This window comes from Xanthobacter sp. 91, assembly GCF_000702385.1.
GTDB lineage: Bacteria > Pseudomonadota > Alphaproteobacteria > Rhizobiales > Xanthobacteraceae > Xanthobacter > Xanthobacter aminoxidans.
The window spans coordinates 4,462,597-4,479,824 of sequence record NZ_JNIB01000001.1 but is presented as its reverse complement, the minus strand read 5'-3'; the positions used below and the strand labels follow the sequence as shown (position 1 = coordinate 4,479,824).

Sequence of the window (17,228 nt, the reverse complement as noted above, 5' to 3'; positions counted from 1 at the left end):
AGCATCATCTCAGCCCTGCGACCGGGCCGAAAGCGGCCACGGAATATCGGAGAAGGGCGCCATCTCGCGCACCGCCTCGCGCTCGATCACGGAGGCAGCAGGGCGCACATGGTCCATGTGGCCGCCGAGCGCCTCATAGGCGGCGAGGGGCAGGGTGAACTCGATGGGCGCCACCAGCGCCGGGGTCGGCACATAGCCGAAGCCGTTCTCCGGCACGTGGGTCACATCCACCATGAAGGTGATGCCGCCGCCCGGCCAGACATAGACCGGCGCCCCGCCGCAGGTGACGCGGGTGATGGAATCCTTCACCGAGCGGGTGAGCCGCACCGGATTTTCCGTCACCCCCGCGCGCAGCGAACCGCCGGCCCCGGCCATGAACAGCACGGAGGAGAGCGCCGGCTCGCAATTCTCGCGGATGCGCTCCACGGAGGGATAGAGATCGGCGGGGACCTCGGTCTCCACGGGCACCAGATGCTCGTCAAGCACGTAATAGCCATAGTGCTCGCCGGTGGTGGACACGAGCAGCAGCCGCAGGCCCGGCCACGCCAGCTTGGCGTCGAACGCGCCGAGGATGGAGAGCGGATCGGAAATGTTGGTGCCGCCCCAACCGAGGCCCGGCTCGGCTACCTGGAAGTAGCGGCCGGGGGTGGAGCGGCGCCCCTTCATGCGGATGCCCGTGTCGCGGATACCCAGCAGCTTGCCGGCCTGATGCTCGGAGAGAACGCCGGTGATGTGGTCGTCCACCACCACCACCTCGTCCACCTTGCCGTGCCACTGCTTGGCGAACATGCCGATGGTGGCGGAGCCGCAGCCCACCCGCATCCGCGCCTCTGCCGCGCCGTTGACGATGGGTGCCTTGCCGGCCTGCACCACGAGGGTGGCGCCCCCGTCGATGGCGAGTTCCACCGCCTTGCCGTTGCACAGCTCCAGCAGCGCCTCGCAGGTGACGCGACCTTCCTTCTTGGAGCCGCCGGTGAGGTGATGCACGCCGCCGAGCGACAGCATCTGCGAGCCGTATTCGGAGGTGGTGACATGGCCCACGGCCTCACCGTCCACACGTACGGCCGACTGCTCGGGGCCGATGAAGCGGTCGGTGTCGATCTTCACCTTGGCGCCGGCGTAGCTGAAGATGCCTTCGGTGACGACCGTCACCATGTCCACGCCGTTCACTTCGGCCGAGACGATGAAGGGCGCGGGCTTGTAGTCGGGATAGGTGGTGCCGGAGCCCACCGCCGTGACGAAAGCTTCTCCGCCGGCCACGAGCCGGCCGTCCCAGTCGCCGCCACGATCGAAGGGCACCACCTTGCCGCCCTGCGCCAGCGTGCGATCGAGGACGATGTGGGGATCGACGCGGATCAGCTCGCCGTCGCGGTTGGCGTAGCGGTCGCAGGCGCCGGTGAGGCCGGGCCGGATGTAGCACATGACCGGGCACGCATCGCAACGGATCTTGTCATCCTCGGCGCGGGCGGTGATGGTGGACTCTTCGGCCATGGAACCCCGGCTCCGGCCCCGCAGCGGGGGCATCCGATTTCATATGTACACTAATGAAAATCGGGACAGCCCCGAGTGTCAAGCACAAGGAACGGGCAGGCCGCACGAAGAGGCAGCATCGCTTCCATTCTTTTGCACCTGCAGCATTTTCCCGCCGTCTTCGCGCTTCGGGCAGCCGCCGGGAGCCTGCGTTTTGAGCGTCCCCCGCGCTTGACGCTCGATCATTAGTATAGAAACAATCCACTCTGTGGCGGGCCGGTCCCGGTCCCGGTTTCTTGCGGCAAAGGCTGAGCGGTCCCTTCGAGATGTCCGCCCCCATCCTACTCCAGGTCAACGGCGAAACCCACGCCTTCGCGCTGCCGCGCGAGACGCCGCTGATCTACGTGCTGCGCAACGACCTCGGGCTGAACGGCCCCAAGTTCGGCTGCGGGCTCGGGGAGTGCGGCGCCTGCACGGTGCTGATGGACGGCCGCGCCACGCGCTCGTGCGTGACCACGCTGGGCACGGCGGAGGGGCGCGCGGTGACGACGCTGGAGGGGCTCGCGACGCAGGGCACGCTGCACCCGGTGCAGGCCGCCTTCATCGCCGAGCAGGCGGCCCAGTGCGGCTATTGTCTCAACGGCATGATCATGACCACCGTCGCCTTCCTCGCCCGCAATCCTTCCCCCACCGAAGCCGAGGCCCGCGCGGCGTTGCGCTACAATCTGTGCCGCTGCGGGACGCATGTGGAGATCCTGCGCGCTGTGCTGCGGGCCGCCGCCCGCACGGGTGAAGCGGAGGCGCAGCCGTGAGCGAGCCGCGTCCCGATCCCGCGGCGCTTCTCGCCGCCTCCGGCAATCTCGCCATCCTGCGCCCGGCGCAGGTGGTGCACGGCCTCGTGCCCAGCGCCGTGCCGAAGGAAGGCGCGCTCGACCTGTTCCTGCTGGTGGACGACACCGGCGCCGTTACCGCCTTCAACGGTCATGTGGACCTCGGCACCGGCATCCGCACGGCGCTGGCCCAGATCGTCGCCGAAGAGCTGGATGTGACGCTCGATCGCGTCACCATGGTGCTTGGCCACACCGGCGTCGCGCCCAACCAGGGCGGCACCATCGCCTCCGATTCCATTCAGGTCTCCGCGCGCCCGCTGCGCCATGCGGCCGCGCAGGCGCGCGCCCATCTGGTGGCGCTCGCCGCCGAGGCTCTGGGCATTCCGGCGGACGAGCTGGAGGTTGAGGAAGGCATCGTCCGCCCCAGGGATGGGCGCAACACCGGCCTTTCCTATACCGACCTCCTCAGGGGTCGCGCCGACCGGTTGATGCTGCATCAGGAAACGGCGGTTAAGCCGACGAGCGAGCACCGTATCGTCGGCCGCCGCGTGCCGCGGGTGGACATCCCCGCCAAGGCCACGGGCACCTTCACCTATGTCCACGACGTGCGCGTGCCGGGGATGCTGCACGGCCGCGTGGTGCGCCCGCCCTATGCCGGCATCGATGCCGGCCCGTTCGTGGGCAAGAGCCTGATCCGGGTGGACGAGCACTCCGTCGCCCATATTCCGGGCGTGGTGGCGGTCGTCACCATGGGCGACTTCATCGGCGTCGTCGCCGAGCGGGAGGAACAGGCCGCCGAGGCCGCCCGCGTGCTGAAGGCCGAATGGCGCGACACCCCTGCCCTGCCCGACCTCTCCCGCACCGAGGAGGCCCTGCGCGGGGCCGAGAAGGCCAAGACCCGCCTCCTCCACGAGCAGGGCAACCTCGACACCGCCCGCGCGGACGCCGCGCAGGTGCTCGAGGCGACCTATGTCTGGCCCTACCAGATGCACGCCTCCATCGGCCCCTCCTGCGCCGTCGCCGACGTGCGCGAGGACAGCGCGACCATCTGGGCGGGCACGCAGAACCCCTATTGGCTGCGCACGGATATTTCCCTCCTGCTCGGCCTGCCGGAAGAGGACATCGAGATCGTCCGCTTCGAGGCGGCCGGCTGCTATGGCCGCAACTGCGCGGACGATGTGGCGGCCGACGCCGCCTTGCTCTCCCGCGCCGTGGGCCGGCCGGTGCGCGTACAGCTCACCCGCGAGCAGGAGCATGCCTGGGAGCCCAAGGGCGCCGGCCAGCTCATGGAGGTGAAGGGCGGCATCAACGCGGACGGCACGCCCGCCTTCTACGATTTCCTCACCCGCTACCCCTCCAACGCCGCCGTCACGCTGGCGCTGCTGCTCACCGGCCGCGTGCCGGCGGACAATCCCGTCTATGAGATGGGCGACCGCACGGCGATCCCGCCCTATGCCTATGACGTGATGCGCGTGGCGGTGGACGATGTGGCGCCCATCGTGCGCGCCTCCTGGCTGCGCGGCGTCTCGGCCCTGCCCAACAGCTTTGCCCACGAGAGCTATGTGGACGAGCTGGCCGCCGCCGCCGATGTCGATCCGGTGGATTATCGCCTGCGCCATCTCCACGATCCGCGCGCGGTGGACCTCGTGAAGGCCACCGCCGAGCGCGCCGGCTGGCAGAAGCGCACTGGTCCCCGGCAGGAGGTGGTGGAGGGCGACATCGTGCGCGGGCAGGGCTTCGCCTATGCCCTCTATGTCCATTCCAAATTCCCCGGTTACGGCGCCGCCTGGTCCGCCTGGGTGGCGGATGTGGAGGTGAACAAAGCGACCGGCGACGTTGCGGTGAAGCGCGTCACGGTGGGCCAGGATTCCGGGCTGATGATCAACCCGGCCGGCATCGAGCACCAGATCCACGGCAACGTCATCCAGTCCACCTCCCGCGCGCTCAAGGAGCAGGTGACCTTCGACGAGCAGGCGGTGACAAGCCGGGAGTGGGGCGCCTACCCCATCCTCACCTTCCCGGAAGTGCCCGTCATCAACGTGGTGCTGATGCCCCGGCCGGACGATCCGCCTTTGGGCTCGGGCGAATCCGCCTCGGTGCCCAGCGCGGCGGCCATCGCCAATGCCATCTTCGACGCCACCGGCGTGCGCCTGCGCGAACCGCCCTTCACGCCGGACCGCGTGCGCGCGGCTTTGGCCGGCGAGGCGCCACCCCGGCCGGTGAAGGAGAAGACGCGCAAGCCGTGGCTCGCCATGGCGGGCGCCGCGCTCGCAGGTGCGCTCGGAATGGCGACGCTGGCGCTCCCCATCCGGGGCGCCATCGCACCCATCGCCCCGCCCGATCCTTCGGCTTTCTCCGCCGACATGATCGCGCGCGGCAAGGTGCTGGCTGCGCTGGGGGATTGCGCGGTGTGCCATACGGCGGACGGCGGCATCGCCAATGCCGGAGGACGGCCGCTGCACACGCCGTTCGGCATGGTCTATTCCACCAATCTCACGCCGGATGTGGAGACGGGCATCGGCGCATGGTCCTATGCCGCCTTCGAGCGCGCCATGCGCGAGGGCATCGGGCGGGACGGGCGGCATCTCTACCCCGCCTTTCCCTACACTGCCTTCAGCCGTATCAGCGATGCCGACATGCAGGCGCTGTACGCGTTCCTCATGTCCCAGCCGGCGGTGACGGCGGCGGCGCCCGCAAACCGCATGACCTTCCCCTTCAACATCCGCCCGCTGATGTCCGGCTGGAACATGCTGTTCCATCGCCCCGGCCAGCTTCAGGCGGAGCCGGCGCAGTCTCCGCAGTGGAACCGGGGGCGCTACCTCGTGGAAGGCCTCGGCCATTGCGGCGCCTGCCACACCCCACGCAATGCGCTGGGCGCGGAAAAGGGCGGCGCGGCCTACCTTGCCGGCGGCGTCGCCGATGGCTGGGAGGCGCCGGCACTGACGGAGCTGTCCAAGGCGCCCATTCCGTGGACCGAGGACGAGCTGTTCACCTATCTGCGCACGGGCTTCTCCCGTTTCCACGGCACCGCCGCCGGCCCCATGGCGCCTGTGGTGCATACACTGTCCGAAGTGCCGGATGCCGACGTGCGCGCCATGGCGGTCTATCTCGCCTCGCTATCAGGCCCCGCCATCGCCGATCCGGTCGCAGCGGCGGCGACGCTGGAGGCGAAGGCCGAAGCCTCGCTCCGCCCCATGGACACGGTGGGCGGCCGCCTGTTCGCCGGCGCCTGCGCCGCCTGCCATGCGCCGGAGGGGCCGACCCTGTTCGGCGCGCGGCCGGCGCTGGCGCTGAATACCAATGTCCATGCGGCGCGGCCGGACAATCTCATCCGCGTCATCCTCGAAGGCATCCCCAAGCCCGCCGCCCCGGAGCTGGGCGACATGCCCGCCTTCCGCGACAGCCTCAATGATGCGCAGGTGGCCGACCTCGTCCGCTACATGCGCGCCAAGTTCGCGCCGGATGCGCCCGCGTGGGAAGGTCTGGAGGGAACGGTGGCGCGGCTGAGGGCGGCGCCGACGCACTAAAACGAAGGCACCCGGCCTTTTTTCACTGCCGTCATGCCCCGGTTCATCCGGGGCATCCACTTCGCCACACGCACGGTGCCTGCCCTGAAGGACCGACCCGTCCCACGGTGGATCCCCCGGACAAGCCGGATGCCCCTCCCCTGCCCAAAATATCCCGCCCCGCTGCCCAAAAGAGCCGCATCCTGCCCATGACAAGCCGTTGACAGCGTTCGTAGCCCGACTCTATTTTCATTTGTACACAAACAATATGCCGAGGGCGCTCCCATGGCCTATGTCGTCACCGAGGGCTGCATCCGCTGCACCTACATGGATTGCGTCGCGGTGTGCCCGGTGGATTGCTTCTATGCCGGCGCGAACATGCTGGTGATCCACCCGGACGAGTGCATCGACTGCGGCGTCTGCGAGCCGGAATGCCCGGCGGCGGCCATCTTCCCGGACAGCGACCCCCGCGCCGCCGAATGGGCCGCCCTCAATGCCCAATACGCGGCAGTGTGGCCCAACATCACCGAGAAGGGTCCGCCACCGGCCGATGCCGATGCCTGGAAGGACACGCCGGACAAGCGCGCCCTCCTCTCCGCCGATCCTGCCAGCCTCTAGAACCGCCCCGAGATCCCCATGAGCAATTTCTTCGAGGAGCAGGTGCTCAGCGTCCATCACTGGACCGACCGCCTGTTCAGCTTCACCACCACCCGCGATCCCGGCTTCCGCTTCCGCACCGGGGAATTCACCATGATCGGCCTGAAGGTGGACGGCCGTCCCCTGCTGCGCGCCTATTCGGTGGTGAGCCCGGCCTGGGCGGAGACGCTGGAATTCTTCTCCATCAAGGTGCCCAACGGCCCCCTCACCTCCCGCCTCCAGCACATCCAGGTGGGCGACGCCATCACGGTGGGCCGCAAGGCCACCGGCACGCTGGTGATGGACAATTTGCTTCCCGGCAAGAACCTCTATCTGCTCGGCACGGGCACCGGCCTTGCTCCCTTCCTCTCGGTGATCCGCGATCCCGAGACCTACGAGCGCTTCGAGAAGGTGGTGCTGGTGCACGGCTGCCGGCATGTGGCCGACCTCGCCTACGAGGATCTGATCACCAAGGAACTGCCGGCCCACGAATTCCTCGGCGAGGAGATCGCCGCCAAGCTGCTCTATTACCCCACAGTGACCCGCGAGCCCTTCCGCAATACGGGCCGAATCTCCACCCTGCTGGAGAGCGGCAAGCTCTGCGCGGATGTGGGCCTGCCGCCCCTCGACGCCGCTGCCGACCGGGTGATGATCTGCGGCTCACCGGCCATGATGGTGGACCTCAAGACGCTGCTGGAATCCCGCGGCTTCACCGAGGGCTCCGGCAGCGAGCCCGGTCATTTCGTGATCGAAAAGGCTTTCGCCGAGCGGTGAAATCCGCCCCGCGCCCGGTTTTCAGGGGCGTGGAGCAAGCGTAATCTCATATGCCTACAAACAGAAAGGCGCGCGTCGCCGCGCCGCCTCCGGAGACGAGAGCATGGCCCACGACGCGCCAACCGGTCCCGCCGGCCCGACCAAGCTGGTGATCCGCAACATCGGCCTCCTCCTCAGCGGCGACCTGTCGAAGCCCATTCTGGACGCCGACACGGTGGTGGCCGAGGACGGGCGCATCACCGCCATCGGCCGCGAGAAGGACGTGGACACCGAGGGCGCGACCACCCTCATCGACGCCAACGGCACCACCCTCACCCCCGGCCTCATCGACAGCCACGTCCACCCCGTGGCCGGCGACTGGACGCCCCGCCAGAGCCAGATCAACTGGATCGATTCCTCCCTCCACGGCGGCGTCACCACCATGATCTCCGCCGGCGAGGTGCATTATCCCGGCCGCGCCCGCGACGTGGTGGGGGTGAAGGCCCTCGCCATCACCGCCCAGCGCGCCTTCTCCGCCTTTCGCCCCTCCGGCGTGAAGGTGCATGCCGGCGCCCCGGTCATCGAGAACGAGATGGTGGAGGACGATTTCAAGGAGCTGGCCGCCGCCGGCGTGAAGCTTCTGGGCGAGGTTGGCCTCGGCGGCGTGAAGGATGGCCCCACCGCCCGCAAGATGGTGGGATGGGCGCGCAAGTACGGCATCCAGTCCACCATCCATACCGGCGGCCCCTCCATCCCCGGCTCCGGCCTCATCGACAAGGACGTGGTGCTGGAAGCCGACACCGACGTGGTGGGCCATATCAACGGCGGCCACACCGCGCTGCCGGACAACCAGATCCGCTGCATCTGCGAGGGCTGCAAGCGCGGCCTGGAGATCGTCCATAACGGCAACGAGCGATCGGCCCTCTACACGCTGCGCCTCGCCCGCGAGCTGGGCGAGCTCCAGCGCGTCATCCTCGGCACCGACGGGCCGGCCGGCTCCGGCGTGCAGCCGCTCGGCATCCTGCGCATGGTGTCCATGCTCTCCTCCCTCGGCGAACTGCCGGCGGAAGAGGCCTTCTGCCTCGCCACCGGCAACACGGCGCGGATGCGGGCGCTCGATTCCGGCCTGATCGAAGTGGGACGCGCGGCGGATTTCGTGCTGATGGACAAGGCGCAGCATTCCCCCGGCACCACGCTGCTCGACAGCGTGCGCCTCGGCGACCTGCCGGGCGTTTGCATGACCATCATCGACGGCATCGTGCGCACCCAGCGCTCGCGCAACACGCCGCCCGCCACGCGCATGCCCATTGTCGTGAGAGGCTGAGGCGCCTCACACCACGGGCGGCGCCGGGTTCGGCCGCAGCACCAGCAGCACGCCGGCGAGCACCAGCGCGATGCCGCCGGCGGACACCAGCGTCCAGTGGTAGTCCTCGAACACGGTGGAGATGGCGAGCGCCACCAGCGGGAACACCACCGTGCCATAGCCGGCGCGGTTGGGCCCGATGCGCCGCACCAGCGTGTTGTAGACGGCGAACCCCGCCAGCGTCTGCACGAGGATGAGGCAGGCAAGGGAGCCCACATAGACGGGGCTCCAGTCGAAGATGAACGGCACGCCGTGGATGAGGGCGATCACCAGCAGGATGATCATGCCGTAGAAGAAACCCCAGGTGGTCAGCGAGGCGATGGGATATTGCCGCCGCCCGGCGATGCCTGTCAGCAGGCTGCCCACCGAGAAGGAGAGCGTTCCGGCGAGCCCCAGCGCCAGCCCTTCCCCAGCCCCGTCGATGCCCCGTCCGTCGGCGAGGCTCGGACCGAACACCAGCGCCAGCCCCACGACGCCGGCCAGCGCCCCGCCGATGATCTGGCGGCGCAGCGGCACGCGCAGGAACAGCGCGGAGAGCACGGGAATGATGATGGCGGAGAGGGCGAAGATGACGGACATCAGCCCTGAGGGCAGATGATAGCCGGCATAGTAGAAGCTGACGAAATTCAGCGAGAACAGCGTCGCACCGAGCCCCGCGAACAGCAGATGGTCGCGCCAGCCGAAGGCGAGCCTCCCGCCGGTGACGAGCACGTAGACCAGCATCACCGAACCCGCGACCAGGAAGCGCCAGACGCCGGAAACCTCCGGCGCGACCACACCGAGTTGCAGCTTCAGCGGCAGCCAGCCCGTGCCGAAGATGAGCACGCAGACCGCGTAAAGCAGAAGCTCGCGCGGGCCGAGCGGTCCGTCGGTGCGGGGCGGTGGGGCATGCATGGAGGGGAATCCGGAGGATGATGCACCCTATGCGGTCGCCCTGCCCCCGGCAACGCGCGGTGGGCGATGGGGAAAGCGTGAGCCGGGCCTTGCCGATCGAGGCCCTGCAAGCCCCGGTGGGCCAAGTGAAGCCCTTAGCATCAGCCATGCCCGGAACGCATGGCAGCCCTGCGCATCGGCTGCGCGACGCGCCTCAGTAGGCGAGCGCGTCGAAAGCCGGCTCCACGGAGCCGTTCCACGGGCCGTGGTACAGCTCCAGCAGCTCCTCGGCCGGCACGCGGCCGGAGAGCAGCGTCTGCTCCAGCGGCTCCAGGAAACGCGTCTCGTCGCGGCCGAGCCGGTCATGGAAGCCGCGCCGCTTCAGGCCGGCCTGCGAGAGCTTGAGCACGTCTTTCGCCACGTCGCGCAATGCGCGTCCGCGGATCTCGGCCTTGAGGGCGAGACGGGGCACGTCGTCCCGCAGGGTCTGGCGCTCCTCGGCGGTCCAGTCCTTCACCAGATCCCAGGCGGCATCGAGGCTCTGCTGGTCGTAGAGCAGGCCCACCCAGAAGGCCGGCAGGGCGCAGAGGTTGATGGAGGGGCCGGCGTCCGCGCCGCGCATCTCCAGAAAGCGCTTCAGGCGCACTTCGGGGAAGATGGTGGAGAGGTGGTTGATCCAGTCGGAGAGCGTCGCCGTCTCACCCGGCAACAGCGGATTGCGGCCGGCGAGCAGGTCGCGGAAGGAGGAGCCGGCCACATCAATGTAATGGTCGCCGCGCTTCACGAAATACATGGGCACGTCGAGTGCGTAGTCCACATAGCGCTCGAAGCCGAACCCCTCCTCGAAGGCGAAGGGCAGCATGCCGGAGCGGGCATTGTCGGTGTCGCGCCAGATCTCGGAGCGGAAGGAAAGGAAGCCGTTGGGCTTGCCCTCGGTGAAGGGCGAGTTGGCGAAGAGGGCGGTGGCCACCGGCTGGAGCGCCAGGCCCACCCGCATCTTCTTCACCATGTCGGCTTCGGAGGAGAAGTCGAGGTTCACCTGCACGGTGCAGGTGCGGAACATCATGTCGAGGCCGAGGGTGCCCACCTTCGGCATGTAGTTGGACATGATCTTGTAGCGGCCCTTGGGCATCACCGGCGTCTCGGAGCGCGACCACTTGGGGCTCATGCCGATGGCGAGGAAGCCGATGCCGAGGGGCGTCGCCACTTCGCGCACCTGGGCGAGGTGGGCGTTCAGCTCCGAGCAGGTCTCGTGAATGGTGCGCAGCGGCGCACCGGACAGCTCGAACTGGCCGCCGGGCTCCAGCGAGATGGCCCCGCCGCCGGTCACATCCGCGAGGCCGATGATGGTCTCGCCTTCCATGATCGGCTCCCAGCCGAGCAGGGAGCGCATGCCCTCCAGAAGCTTCCGGATGCCCTTCGGCCCCTCATAGGGCACGGGCTCGTGACGGCCCATGGTGAAGGGGATCTTCTCGTGCTCGGTGCCGATCCGGAAGGACCGCTCGGGTTTCGCGCCCTCTTCCATCCAGGCGACGAGTTCGCCGCGGTCGGAAATCGGGGTCGCGTCGAGCGTGTCGCGGGCCATCAGGAAGCTCTTCAAGCGGAGGGGCGCGAGACCATACACGGCACCTCGGTCAAGGCAAGCGCATGGGGTCGGCACGGAAGGTGGCGGGGAAAGGCGGAACTTCAGGCAGGCAAAAAGGCAGGGCCGGCCCCGTTCCGCGCGCCGCACCGCACGGAAGGAAGGCCAAGGTTCCGCTCAGATGGTGACGGGATTTGCTTTCGCAACCGCGTCGAACGCCTGAAGGGTGGTAATCAACGCCTCCAGCTTCGCCAGGGGCACCATGTTCGGCCCGTCGGAGGGGGCCTTGTCCGGGTCCGGATGGGTCTCGATGAACACCGCCGCCACGCCGACGGCCACCGCCGCGCGGGCCAGAACCGGCACGAACTCGCGCTGACCGCCGGAGGATGTCCCCTGCCCGCCCGGCTGCTGAACGGAATGGGTGGCGTCGAACACCACAGGCGCGCCGGTGGTCTTGGCCAGGATCGGCAGGCCGCGCATGTCGGAAACGAGGGTGTTGTAGCCAAAGGAGACGCCCCGCTCCGTCACCAGCACGCGGCCATTGCCGGCGCCGGTGAGCTTGTTGACCACGTTCGCCATGTCCCACGGCGCGAGGAACTGCCCCTTCTTCACGTTCACCACCCGGCCCGTGCGGGCGGCGGCCACGAGAAGGTCGGTCTGGCGGCAGAGGAAGGCGGGAATCTGCAGCACGTCCACCACCTCGGCGGCGGCGGCGCACTGGTCGATTTCGTGCACGTCGGTGAGCACCGGCAGGCCGAGGCTCTCCTTGATCTCGCCGAATACCGGCAGCGCCGCCTGGAGCCCGAGACCGCGCGCGGCCGAGAGGGACGTGCGGTTCGCCTTGTCGAAGGAGGTCTTGAAGACGAGGCCGATGTTGCGGCGCGTCGCGATCTCCTTGAGCGCGGCGGCGACCTCCAGCGCGTGGGCGCGGCTTTCCATCTGGCAGGGGCCGGCGATGAGCGTCAGCGGCAGGGCATTGCCGAAGCGCACGGAGCCGGCCTCGACGATGCTCTGCGGGGCGACGGGCGGCGGGGCGACGGTCATGGGCGATCCCTCAACGGCTCCGGGGATCGCCACCAGAAGGTCGGAAGCGTCCTTAAGCCTCAGAATAAATTCAGCTTTCCGGCCGCCACACGGGGCGACGCTGCCGGAGCGCGCCCTTGATAGAGCATTTTCCCCATTTCGCTAAATCGCGAATGCGCGTGGTCCGGCGCTGCGAGCAGGCCGGACCACGCGAAAGCCGATCGGGAAGGCCGTTCAGGGCGTGACCAGCTTGAGCCCGACGATACCGGCGGCGATGAGGCCGATGGAGGCAAGACGCAGCAGATCGGTCGATTCGGAGAAGAACAAGATGCCGGCGACCGCCGTCCCCACCGTGCCGATTCCCGCCCACACCGCATAGGCGGTCCCGATGGGGATGCCCCGGAGCGCGAGGGACAGGAGCAGCAGGCTCACCCCGATGGCACCGAGCGTGAACAGGCTCGGCCACAGCCGGGTAAAGCCTTCCGATTGCTTCATTCCGATGGCCCACGCGATTTCGGTGAGGCCGGCGATGAACAGATAGACCCATGCCATGGGCAGACACCACGAGAGGCGAGGTCGTCCCCGCCGCGCGACAAGAAGGGAGCACGGTCGTCCGTGCCCGGGGGCGGAGACCTCCGCCCGATCCGATGTAATGGATTTTTCCTGAGAGTAAAACCGATGCGGTTCAGCCCGGTGTCAACTCGAACACCAGCGTGGCGCCCAGCGCAGCGCGGGGCGGCACGACGACGATGCCCTCGATGGTCTCTTCCACCATGCGGCGCGCGGCCAGCGAGCGGCGCAGCTCCGGCGCGCCGGGGGTGGAGAAGCGCACGGCAGCGAGGCGCAGGCCCGGGCCACCCGGCGCCGGTACGCCATAGCGCTCGGTGAACAGTTCGCGGGACATGACGTCGATGGAGCCGCGCGGCGTCTGCGCCACGTACCAGGCATCGAGCGCGCGCTGAACCTGACAGCCGGAGAAGGTTTCGAGAAACGCCTGATGCTCGGCCGGCGCATCGGCCACCAGCACCACGCCGGCGACGCCCGTCACCTGGTTGGAATGGCGCTGAAGGTCCGGCGACCAGAAATTCTCGGGATTGAGCTGGGTGCAGGCGAAGGCGCCGAAGTCCGGGCTGGCCGGATCGCGGGCGAAAGCGAGGCGGAAGCCCACGTCCACTTCCTGCCCGTCCGGCCGGCGCGCCTTGCGGGCGAAATCGAAGATGTCGAACCCGCCGAAGCCGTCCGCATCGAAGGCGGCCTTCTCGTGGGTCGCGTCCGAGCCCTCCAGCACCAGCATGGAGAGGCCTTCGCCCATGCGGGCGAGGAAATCCTGATTGAAGGCGCCGAAGGAGAAGGCCTCGCCCTGCGTGGCGGGAATCTTGTCGGGCTCGACGATCTGCAGCAGCTCGATGAAGAAGCCCGGCGTCTGGATGATACGGTTTTCCGTGCCCCACGGGTGGCGATTGCGGGCACCCACGGTGAAGCCCAGGAGGTCGTAGATTTCGCCAGCTGCGTCGAGATCGCGGACGAGGTGCACAACGTGGTCGAGGCCGCGTCGCATGGCTTCTCCTCTCATCGGGCCGATGCTGCGACCCCATCGGGCGCGCATTCCGCAACGGCAGAATCATGGGAAGGAACGCTACGGCAAGGGGCCGCGCGTCGCCTGGTTGGCGGGCGCATCCCCCCGGCGGCCCGGCCGGAGCTTAGTGCGTTTTGACGCGACGTGGCTACCGCCCGGAGGAAGAAATCCCGGGACGGCGCCCTAAGCCATTGCAAAGAAACGGCTCAGACGAGCCGGCTCTGATCCTTGGCGGCACGGATGAAGGAGGCGAACAGCGGGTGCGGGTCGAACGGCCGCGACTTCAGCTCCGGGTGGAACTGCACGCCGATGAACCAGGGGTGGCTCGGATATTCCACGATCTCCGGCAGCAGCCCATCCGGCGACATGCCGGAGAACTTCAGCCCGTGCTGCTCCAGCCGCTCGCGATAGGCGGTATTCACCTCGTAGCGGTGGCGGTGGCGCTCGGAGATGTCCCGCCGGCCGTAGACGCCTTCCACCTTGGTGTCCGGCTCCAGCACCGCATGGTAGGCACCAAGGCGCATGGTGCCGCCGAGGTCGCCGGCGGCGTTGCGCCGCTCCAGCTCGTTGCCGCGCAGCCATTCGGTGAGCAGGCCCACCACCGGCTCGGAGGTGGCACCGAACTCGGTGGAATTGGCCTTCTCGATGCCCGCGAGGTTCCGCGCCGCCTCGATGACCGCCATCTGCATGCCGAAGCAGATGCCGAAATAGGGCACCTGCCGCTCGCGGGCGAACTGGGCCGCGCGAATCTTGCCCTCGGCACCGCGCTGGCCGAAGCCGCCGGGCACGAGAATGCCGTGGACGTGCTCCAAGAAGGGCGCGGGGTCCTCGCGCTCGAAGGTCTCGCTCTCGATCCAGTCGAGATTGACCTTCACCTTGTTGGCGATGCCGCCGTGGGCGAGGGCCTCGATCAGCGACTTGTAGGCGTCCTTCAGGCCCGTGTACTTGCCGACGATGGCGATGGTGACTTCGCCCTCGGGGTTGCGCACGCGGGTCTCGATGTCGGTCCAGCGCTTGAGGTTGGGCGCGGGGGCCGGCTCGATGTTGAAGGCGGCGAGCACTTCCTTGTCGAGGCCTTCCGCGTGATAGGCGGAGGGCACGGCGTAGATGTTGTCCACGTCCCGCGCCTCGATCACCGCCGTCTCGCGCACATTGCAGAACAGCGAGAGCTTGCGGCGCTCCTCGCGCGGGATCTCGCGGTCGGTGCGGCAGAGCAGGATGTCCGGCTGGATGCCGATGGAGCGCAGCTCCTTCACCGAATGCTGGGTCGGCTTGGTCTTCAGCTCACCGGCCGAGGGGATGTACGGCATCAGGGTGAGGTGAATGAAGATGGCGTGGCCGCGGGGCAGCTCGTTCTTGAGCTGGCGGGTGGCCTCGAAGAAGGGCAGGCCCTCGATGTCGCCCACCGTGCCGCCCACCTCGATCAGCACGAAATCGAAGCCCTCGTTGCCTTCCAGCACGAAGTCCTTGATCGCGTTGGTGACGTGGGGAATCACCTGGATGGTGGCGCCGAGATAGTCGCCACGGCGCTCCTTGGCCAGGATGTCCTGGTAGATGCGGCCGGTGGTGATGTTGTCCTGCTTGGTCGCCGGATGACCGGTGAACCGCTCGTAGTGGCCGAGGTCGAGGTCCGTTTCGGCCCCGTCATCGGTCACGAACACCTCGCCATGCTGATACGGGCTCATGGTGCCCGGATCGACGTTCAGATAGGGGTCGAGCTTGCGCAGGCGGACGGTGTATCCGCGCGCCTGGAGAAGAGCGCCGAGTGCTGCGGAGGCGAGGCCCTTGCCCAGGGAAGACACGACGCCGCCGGTGATGAAGATGTAGCGCGCCATGGGCCTCGACCTTACCTAATGCAAACGCGATTCGGCGAGGGCGAAACCGGGATCGGCCTCGCCTCGCCTGTGGAGAAGAAACGGCGCGGCCGAAGCCGCGTCGCGTCAATGGATCACTAGAACAGGATCACTTGGACTGCGGAACCTGGGGACCGGACGGCGCCGCCGGCTCGGCCGGGGTGGCAGGAACCGGAGTGGCAGGCGCCGGGGCAGAGGTACCCTGCGGGGCCTGCTGGCGCAGCTGGTCGAGAATCGACCCGCCGCTCTGCGGCACCTGCGGCCCGCCCTGGTTCTGCTGCGCCGGCGGCAGGATGGAGCGCGGGGCGCGACCCCAGCCGGCCACGATGGTCAGCGACAGCGAAGTGATGAAGAAGATCAGTGCGAGAATCGCGGTGGCGCGGGTGAGCACGTTGGCCGTGCCGCGCGCCGTGAAGAAGCCGCCGCCCGAACCGCCGCCGCCCCCGCCGATGCCGAGGCCGCCGCCTTCCGAGCGCTGGATGAGCACCACGCCAATGAGCGCGAGCACCACCATCAGGTGAATTACGATGAGAACCGTCTGCATGGAATCCATCACGTTCGCGCCAGAGCGGTGCCCCGGCGCGCAGGTCGCGGGTTCCCTACACGATCGGGCGGCAGGAGGGAAGAGCGGGAGGGCGGCGGCCTTCCCTATCCCCCCATCGCGGTGAGGCCTGCCGCGACCAGCGGCAAGGCGTCGCGCCGGGCGCGCCATCGGGGCCCCAATGCCGGGCTGAAGATTTTTCTTGTTCGCTGCGGTAGGCGGTTCGTCTAGAATTGCTGCAGTGCCCTCGCTCGGTTTGGGTTCGCAGACGGGTTCCCTTCGCCGGGGGCGTCGTCGCGGTCCCCCAAGATTGTCCCATCAGGACCTTAATCCTATTATTCTCGCCTGCCTCAGCAGGCTCGCGCCGGAGGCGATACGCATGGACCTGTCCCGCAAGTTGCATAATTCGAAGGCTGGTCTTCGCGCGATCATGCACTTCGATAATCGCTGGGAGGTTGTGGCCACGAGATTGCTGTTCCGTGGTACCGGCATGATTACCTACCGGAAGAACGGTATGGAATTCGTGATCGACCACCATGGCGGTGACGAGACCGGGACGCGAGCCTGTCTTACCAGTCCGATGTACCGTCTCCTGATCCCCCAGATGGCGCTCAAGGGTCCCCTGACGCTGGTCGATATTGGCTCGAACGGTGGTGGATTCCCCATTCTTCTTTCCGACATGGGTTTCGCGCTCCGGAAGATTGTTGCCGTGGAAATGAACCCACGGGTGTTCGCGCGAATGCAGCTCAATCTCGTTCAGAACTTCGACGCCGAGCTCAAACTGTTCAATTGCGCCATCTCCGGCCAGGCTGGAACGATCAACGCGGACTTCGGAAGGGGAAGCACGGGTGAATCGATCTCCGGATCCCTCGGGCACAGCTCTCATGGCGTGCGGCGCCATGCGGCGATCGAGGCAATTACCTTCGATGACCTGATCGGACGGTCGCTGTCCGAGAACGAGGTGGTCGATCTTTGCAAGATCGATATCGAAGGGTCCGAATACGAGATCTTCGCCTCGGGCAGTTGCTCATCGTTGCGGCGTTGCCGCAATCTGGTCATCGAAATCCACGCTGTGGCCGGCAAGAAGCCCGAGCAGGTCGTATCCGCGATCTGCGATCTCGGATTTGCGGAAATCCCCCGGCCCGCGGGCGGCGAACTGGACGTTTACTGCTTCCGTAACCTTCAGCTTAGCTGACGTCTGGGCGGCCCGGACGCGCCCTGC

The 17,228-nt window shown here is 68.0% G+C and carries 14 protein-coding genes; 6 read left to right on the top strand and 8 right to left on the bottom strand.

Annotated elements, in window-relative coordinates; all coding sequences use genetic code 11:
- Positions 1 to 9 precede the first annotated feature (9 nt).
- Entirely contained in the window at positions 10 to 1,491 is a 1,482-nt protein-coding gene (locus A37E_RS0120890; protein WP_029558409.1) for a 6-hydroxynicotinate reductase, read from the bottom strand.
- Positions 1,492 to 1,796: 305 nt separating this feature from the next.
- Here A37E_RS0120890 and A37E_RS0120885 point away from each other — a divergent pair, with 305 nt between their 5' ends.
- From A37E_RS0120885 to A37E_RS0120865, 5 genes are all read left to right on the top strand, one after another.
- Entirely contained in the window at positions 1,797 to 2,282 is a 486-nt protein-coding gene (locus A37E_RS0120885; protein WP_029558408.1) for a (2Fe-2S)-binding protein, read from the top strand.
- Positions 2,279 to 5,827 carry a molybdopterin cofactor-binding domain-containing protein gene (locus tag A37E_RS0120880; RefSeq protein ID WP_029558407.1) on the top strand — a complete coding sequence of 1,183 codons (3,549 nt, stop codon included), beginning with the start codon at positions 2,279 to 2,281 and terminating at the stop codon, positions 5,825 to 5,827. Before A37E_RS0120885 ends, A37E_RS0120880 begins: the two co-directional genes overlap by 4 nt.
- 264 nt (positions 5,828 to 6,091) lie before the next feature.
- Positions 6,092 to 6,424, top strand: a complete 333-nt coding sequence (fdxA, locus tag A37E_RS0120875; RefSeq protein ID WP_029558406.1) for a ferredoxin FdxA — start codon at positions 6,092 to 6,094, stop codon at positions 6,422 to 6,424.
- A gap of 18 nt (positions 6,425 to 6,442) precedes the next feature.
- A complete protein-coding gene (locus A37E_RS0120870; protein WP_029558405.1) occupies positions 6,443 to 7,216 on the top strand; it encodes a ferredoxin--NADP reductase in 774 nt (257 codons plus the stop codon).
- 103 nt (positions 7,217 to 7,319) lie between these two features.
- Positions 7,320 to 8,519 carry an amidohydrolase family protein gene (locus A37E_RS0120865; RefSeq protein WP_029558404.1) on the top strand — a complete coding sequence of 400 codons (1,200 nt, stop codon included), beginning with the start codon at positions 7,320 to 7,322 and terminating at the stop codon, positions 8,517 to 8,519.
- 6 nt (positions 8,520 to 8,525) lie between these two features.
- Here the strand turns inward: A37E_RS0120865 and A37E_RS0120860 are convergent, their stop codons facing one another.
- The 7 genes from A37E_RS0120860 to secG all read right to left on the bottom strand — a co-directional run bounded on the left by A37E_RS0120860 (position 8,526) and on the right by secG (position 16,009).
- Entirely contained in the window at positions 8,526 to 9,452 is a 927-nt protein-coding gene (locus A37E_RS0120860; RefSeq protein ID WP_051679231.1) for a DMT family transporter, read from the bottom strand.
- 193 nt (positions 9,453 to 9,645) lie between these two features.
- Positions 9,646 to 11,016 carry a glutamate--cysteine ligase gene (locus A37E_RS0120855; protein ID WP_029558402.1) on the bottom strand — a complete coding sequence of 457 codons (1,371 nt, stop codon included), beginning with the start codon at positions 11,014 to 11,016 and terminating at the stop codon, positions 9,646 to 9,648.
- A gap of 174 nt (positions 11,017 to 11,190) precedes the next feature.
- A complete protein-coding gene (gene kdsA / locus A37E_RS0120850) occupies positions 11,191 to 12,057 on the bottom strand; it encodes a 3-deoxy-8-phosphooctulonate synthase (protein ID WP_029558401.1) in 867 nt (288 codons plus the stop codon).
- 213 nt (positions 12,058 to 12,270) lie between these two features.
- A complete protein-coding gene (gene sugE, locus A37E_RS0120845) occupies positions 12,271 to 12,588 on the bottom strand; it encodes a quaternary ammonium compound efflux SMR transporter SugE (RefSeq protein WP_029558400.1) in 318 nt (105 codons plus the stop codon).
- Positions 12,589 to 12,721: 133 nt separating this feature from the next.
- The gene (locus tag A37E_RS0120840; RefSeq protein WP_029558399.1) at positions 12,722 to 13,594 is read right to left on the bottom strand and encodes a VOC family protein; all 873 of its coding nucleotides are present in this window, start codon (positions 13,592 to 13,594) and stop codon (positions 12,722 to 12,724) included.
- Positions 13,595 to 13,818: 224 nt separating this feature from the next.
- A complete protein-coding gene (locus A37E_RS0120835; RefSeq protein ID WP_029558398.1) occupies positions 13,819 to 15,447 on the bottom strand; it encodes a CTP synthase in 1,629 nt (542 codons plus the stop codon).
- Positions 15,448 to 15,574: 127 nt separating this feature from the next.
- Positions 15,575 to 16,009 carry a preprotein translocase subunit SecG gene (gene secG / locus A37E_RS0120830; RefSeq protein WP_029558396.1) on the bottom strand — a complete coding sequence of 145 codons (435 nt, stop codon included), beginning with the start codon at positions 16,007 to 16,009 and terminating at the stop codon, positions 15,575 to 15,577.
- Positions 16,010 to 16,385: 376 nt separating this feature from the next.
- Between secG and A37E_RS0120825 the strand changes: the two genes are divergently transcribed.
- Positions 16,386 to 17,201 (top strand): FkbM family methyltransferase, encoded by an 816-nt coding sequence (locus A37E_RS0120825; RefSeq protein WP_029558394.1) that lies wholly within the window; start codon positions 16,386 to 16,388, stop codon positions 17,199 to 17,201.
- Positions 17,202 to 17,228 lie beyond the last annotated feature (27 nt).

Bases quoted from the DNA above. Each gene is read 5' to 3' on its own strand.
- secG (WP_029558396.1), bottom strand. From the start codon at position 16,009: ATGCAGACGGTTCTCATCGTAATTCACCTGATGGTGGTGCTCGCGCTC.
- fdxA (WP_029558406.1), top strand. From the start codon at position 6,092: ATGGCCTATGTCGTCACCGAGGGCTGCATCCGCTGCACCTACATGGAT.
- A37E_RS0120890 (WP_029558409.1), bottom strand. From the start codon at position 1,491: ATGGCCGAAGAGTCCACCATCACCGCCCGCGCCGAGGATGACAAGATC.
- A37E_RS0120825 (WP_029558394.1), top strand. From the start codon at position 16,386: ATGGACCTGTCCCGCAAGTTGCATAATTCGAAGGCTGGTCTTCGCGCG.
- A37E_RS0120860 (WP_051679231.1), bottom strand. From the start codon at position 9,452: ATGCATGCCCCACCGCCCCGCACCGACGGACCGCTCGGCCCGCGCGAG.
- A37E_RS0120870 (WP_029558405.1), top strand. From the start codon at position 6,443: ATGAGCAATTTCTTCGAGGAGCAGGTGCTCAGCGTCCATCACTGGACC.
- A37E_RS0120855 (WP_029558402.1), bottom strand. From the start codon at position 11,016: ATGGCCCGCGACACGCTCGACGCGACCCCGATTTCCGACCGCGGCGAA.
- sugE (WP_029558400.1), bottom strand. From the start codon at position 12,588: ATGGCATGGGTCTATCTGTTCATCGCCGGCCTCACCGAAATCGCGTGG.
- A37E_RS0120840 (WP_029558399.1), bottom strand. From the start codon at position 13,594: ATGCGACGCGGCCTCGACCACGTTGTGCACCTCGTCCGCGATCTCGAC.
- A37E_RS0120885 (WP_029558408.1), top strand. From the start codon at position 1,797: ATGTCCGCCCCCATCCTACTCCAGGTCAACGGCGAAACCCACGCCTTC.
- kdsA (WP_029558401.1), bottom strand. From the start codon at position 12,057: ATGACCGTCGCCCCGCCGCCCGTCGCCCCGCAGAGCATCGTCGAGGCC.
- A37E_RS0120865 (WP_029558404.1), top strand. From the start codon at position 7,320: ATGGCCCACGACGCGCCAACCGGTCCCGCCGGCCCGACCAAGCTGGTG.
- A37E_RS0120835 (WP_029558398.1), bottom strand. From the start codon at position 15,447: ATGGCGCGCTACATCTTCATCACCGGCGGCGTCGTGTCTTCCCTGGGC.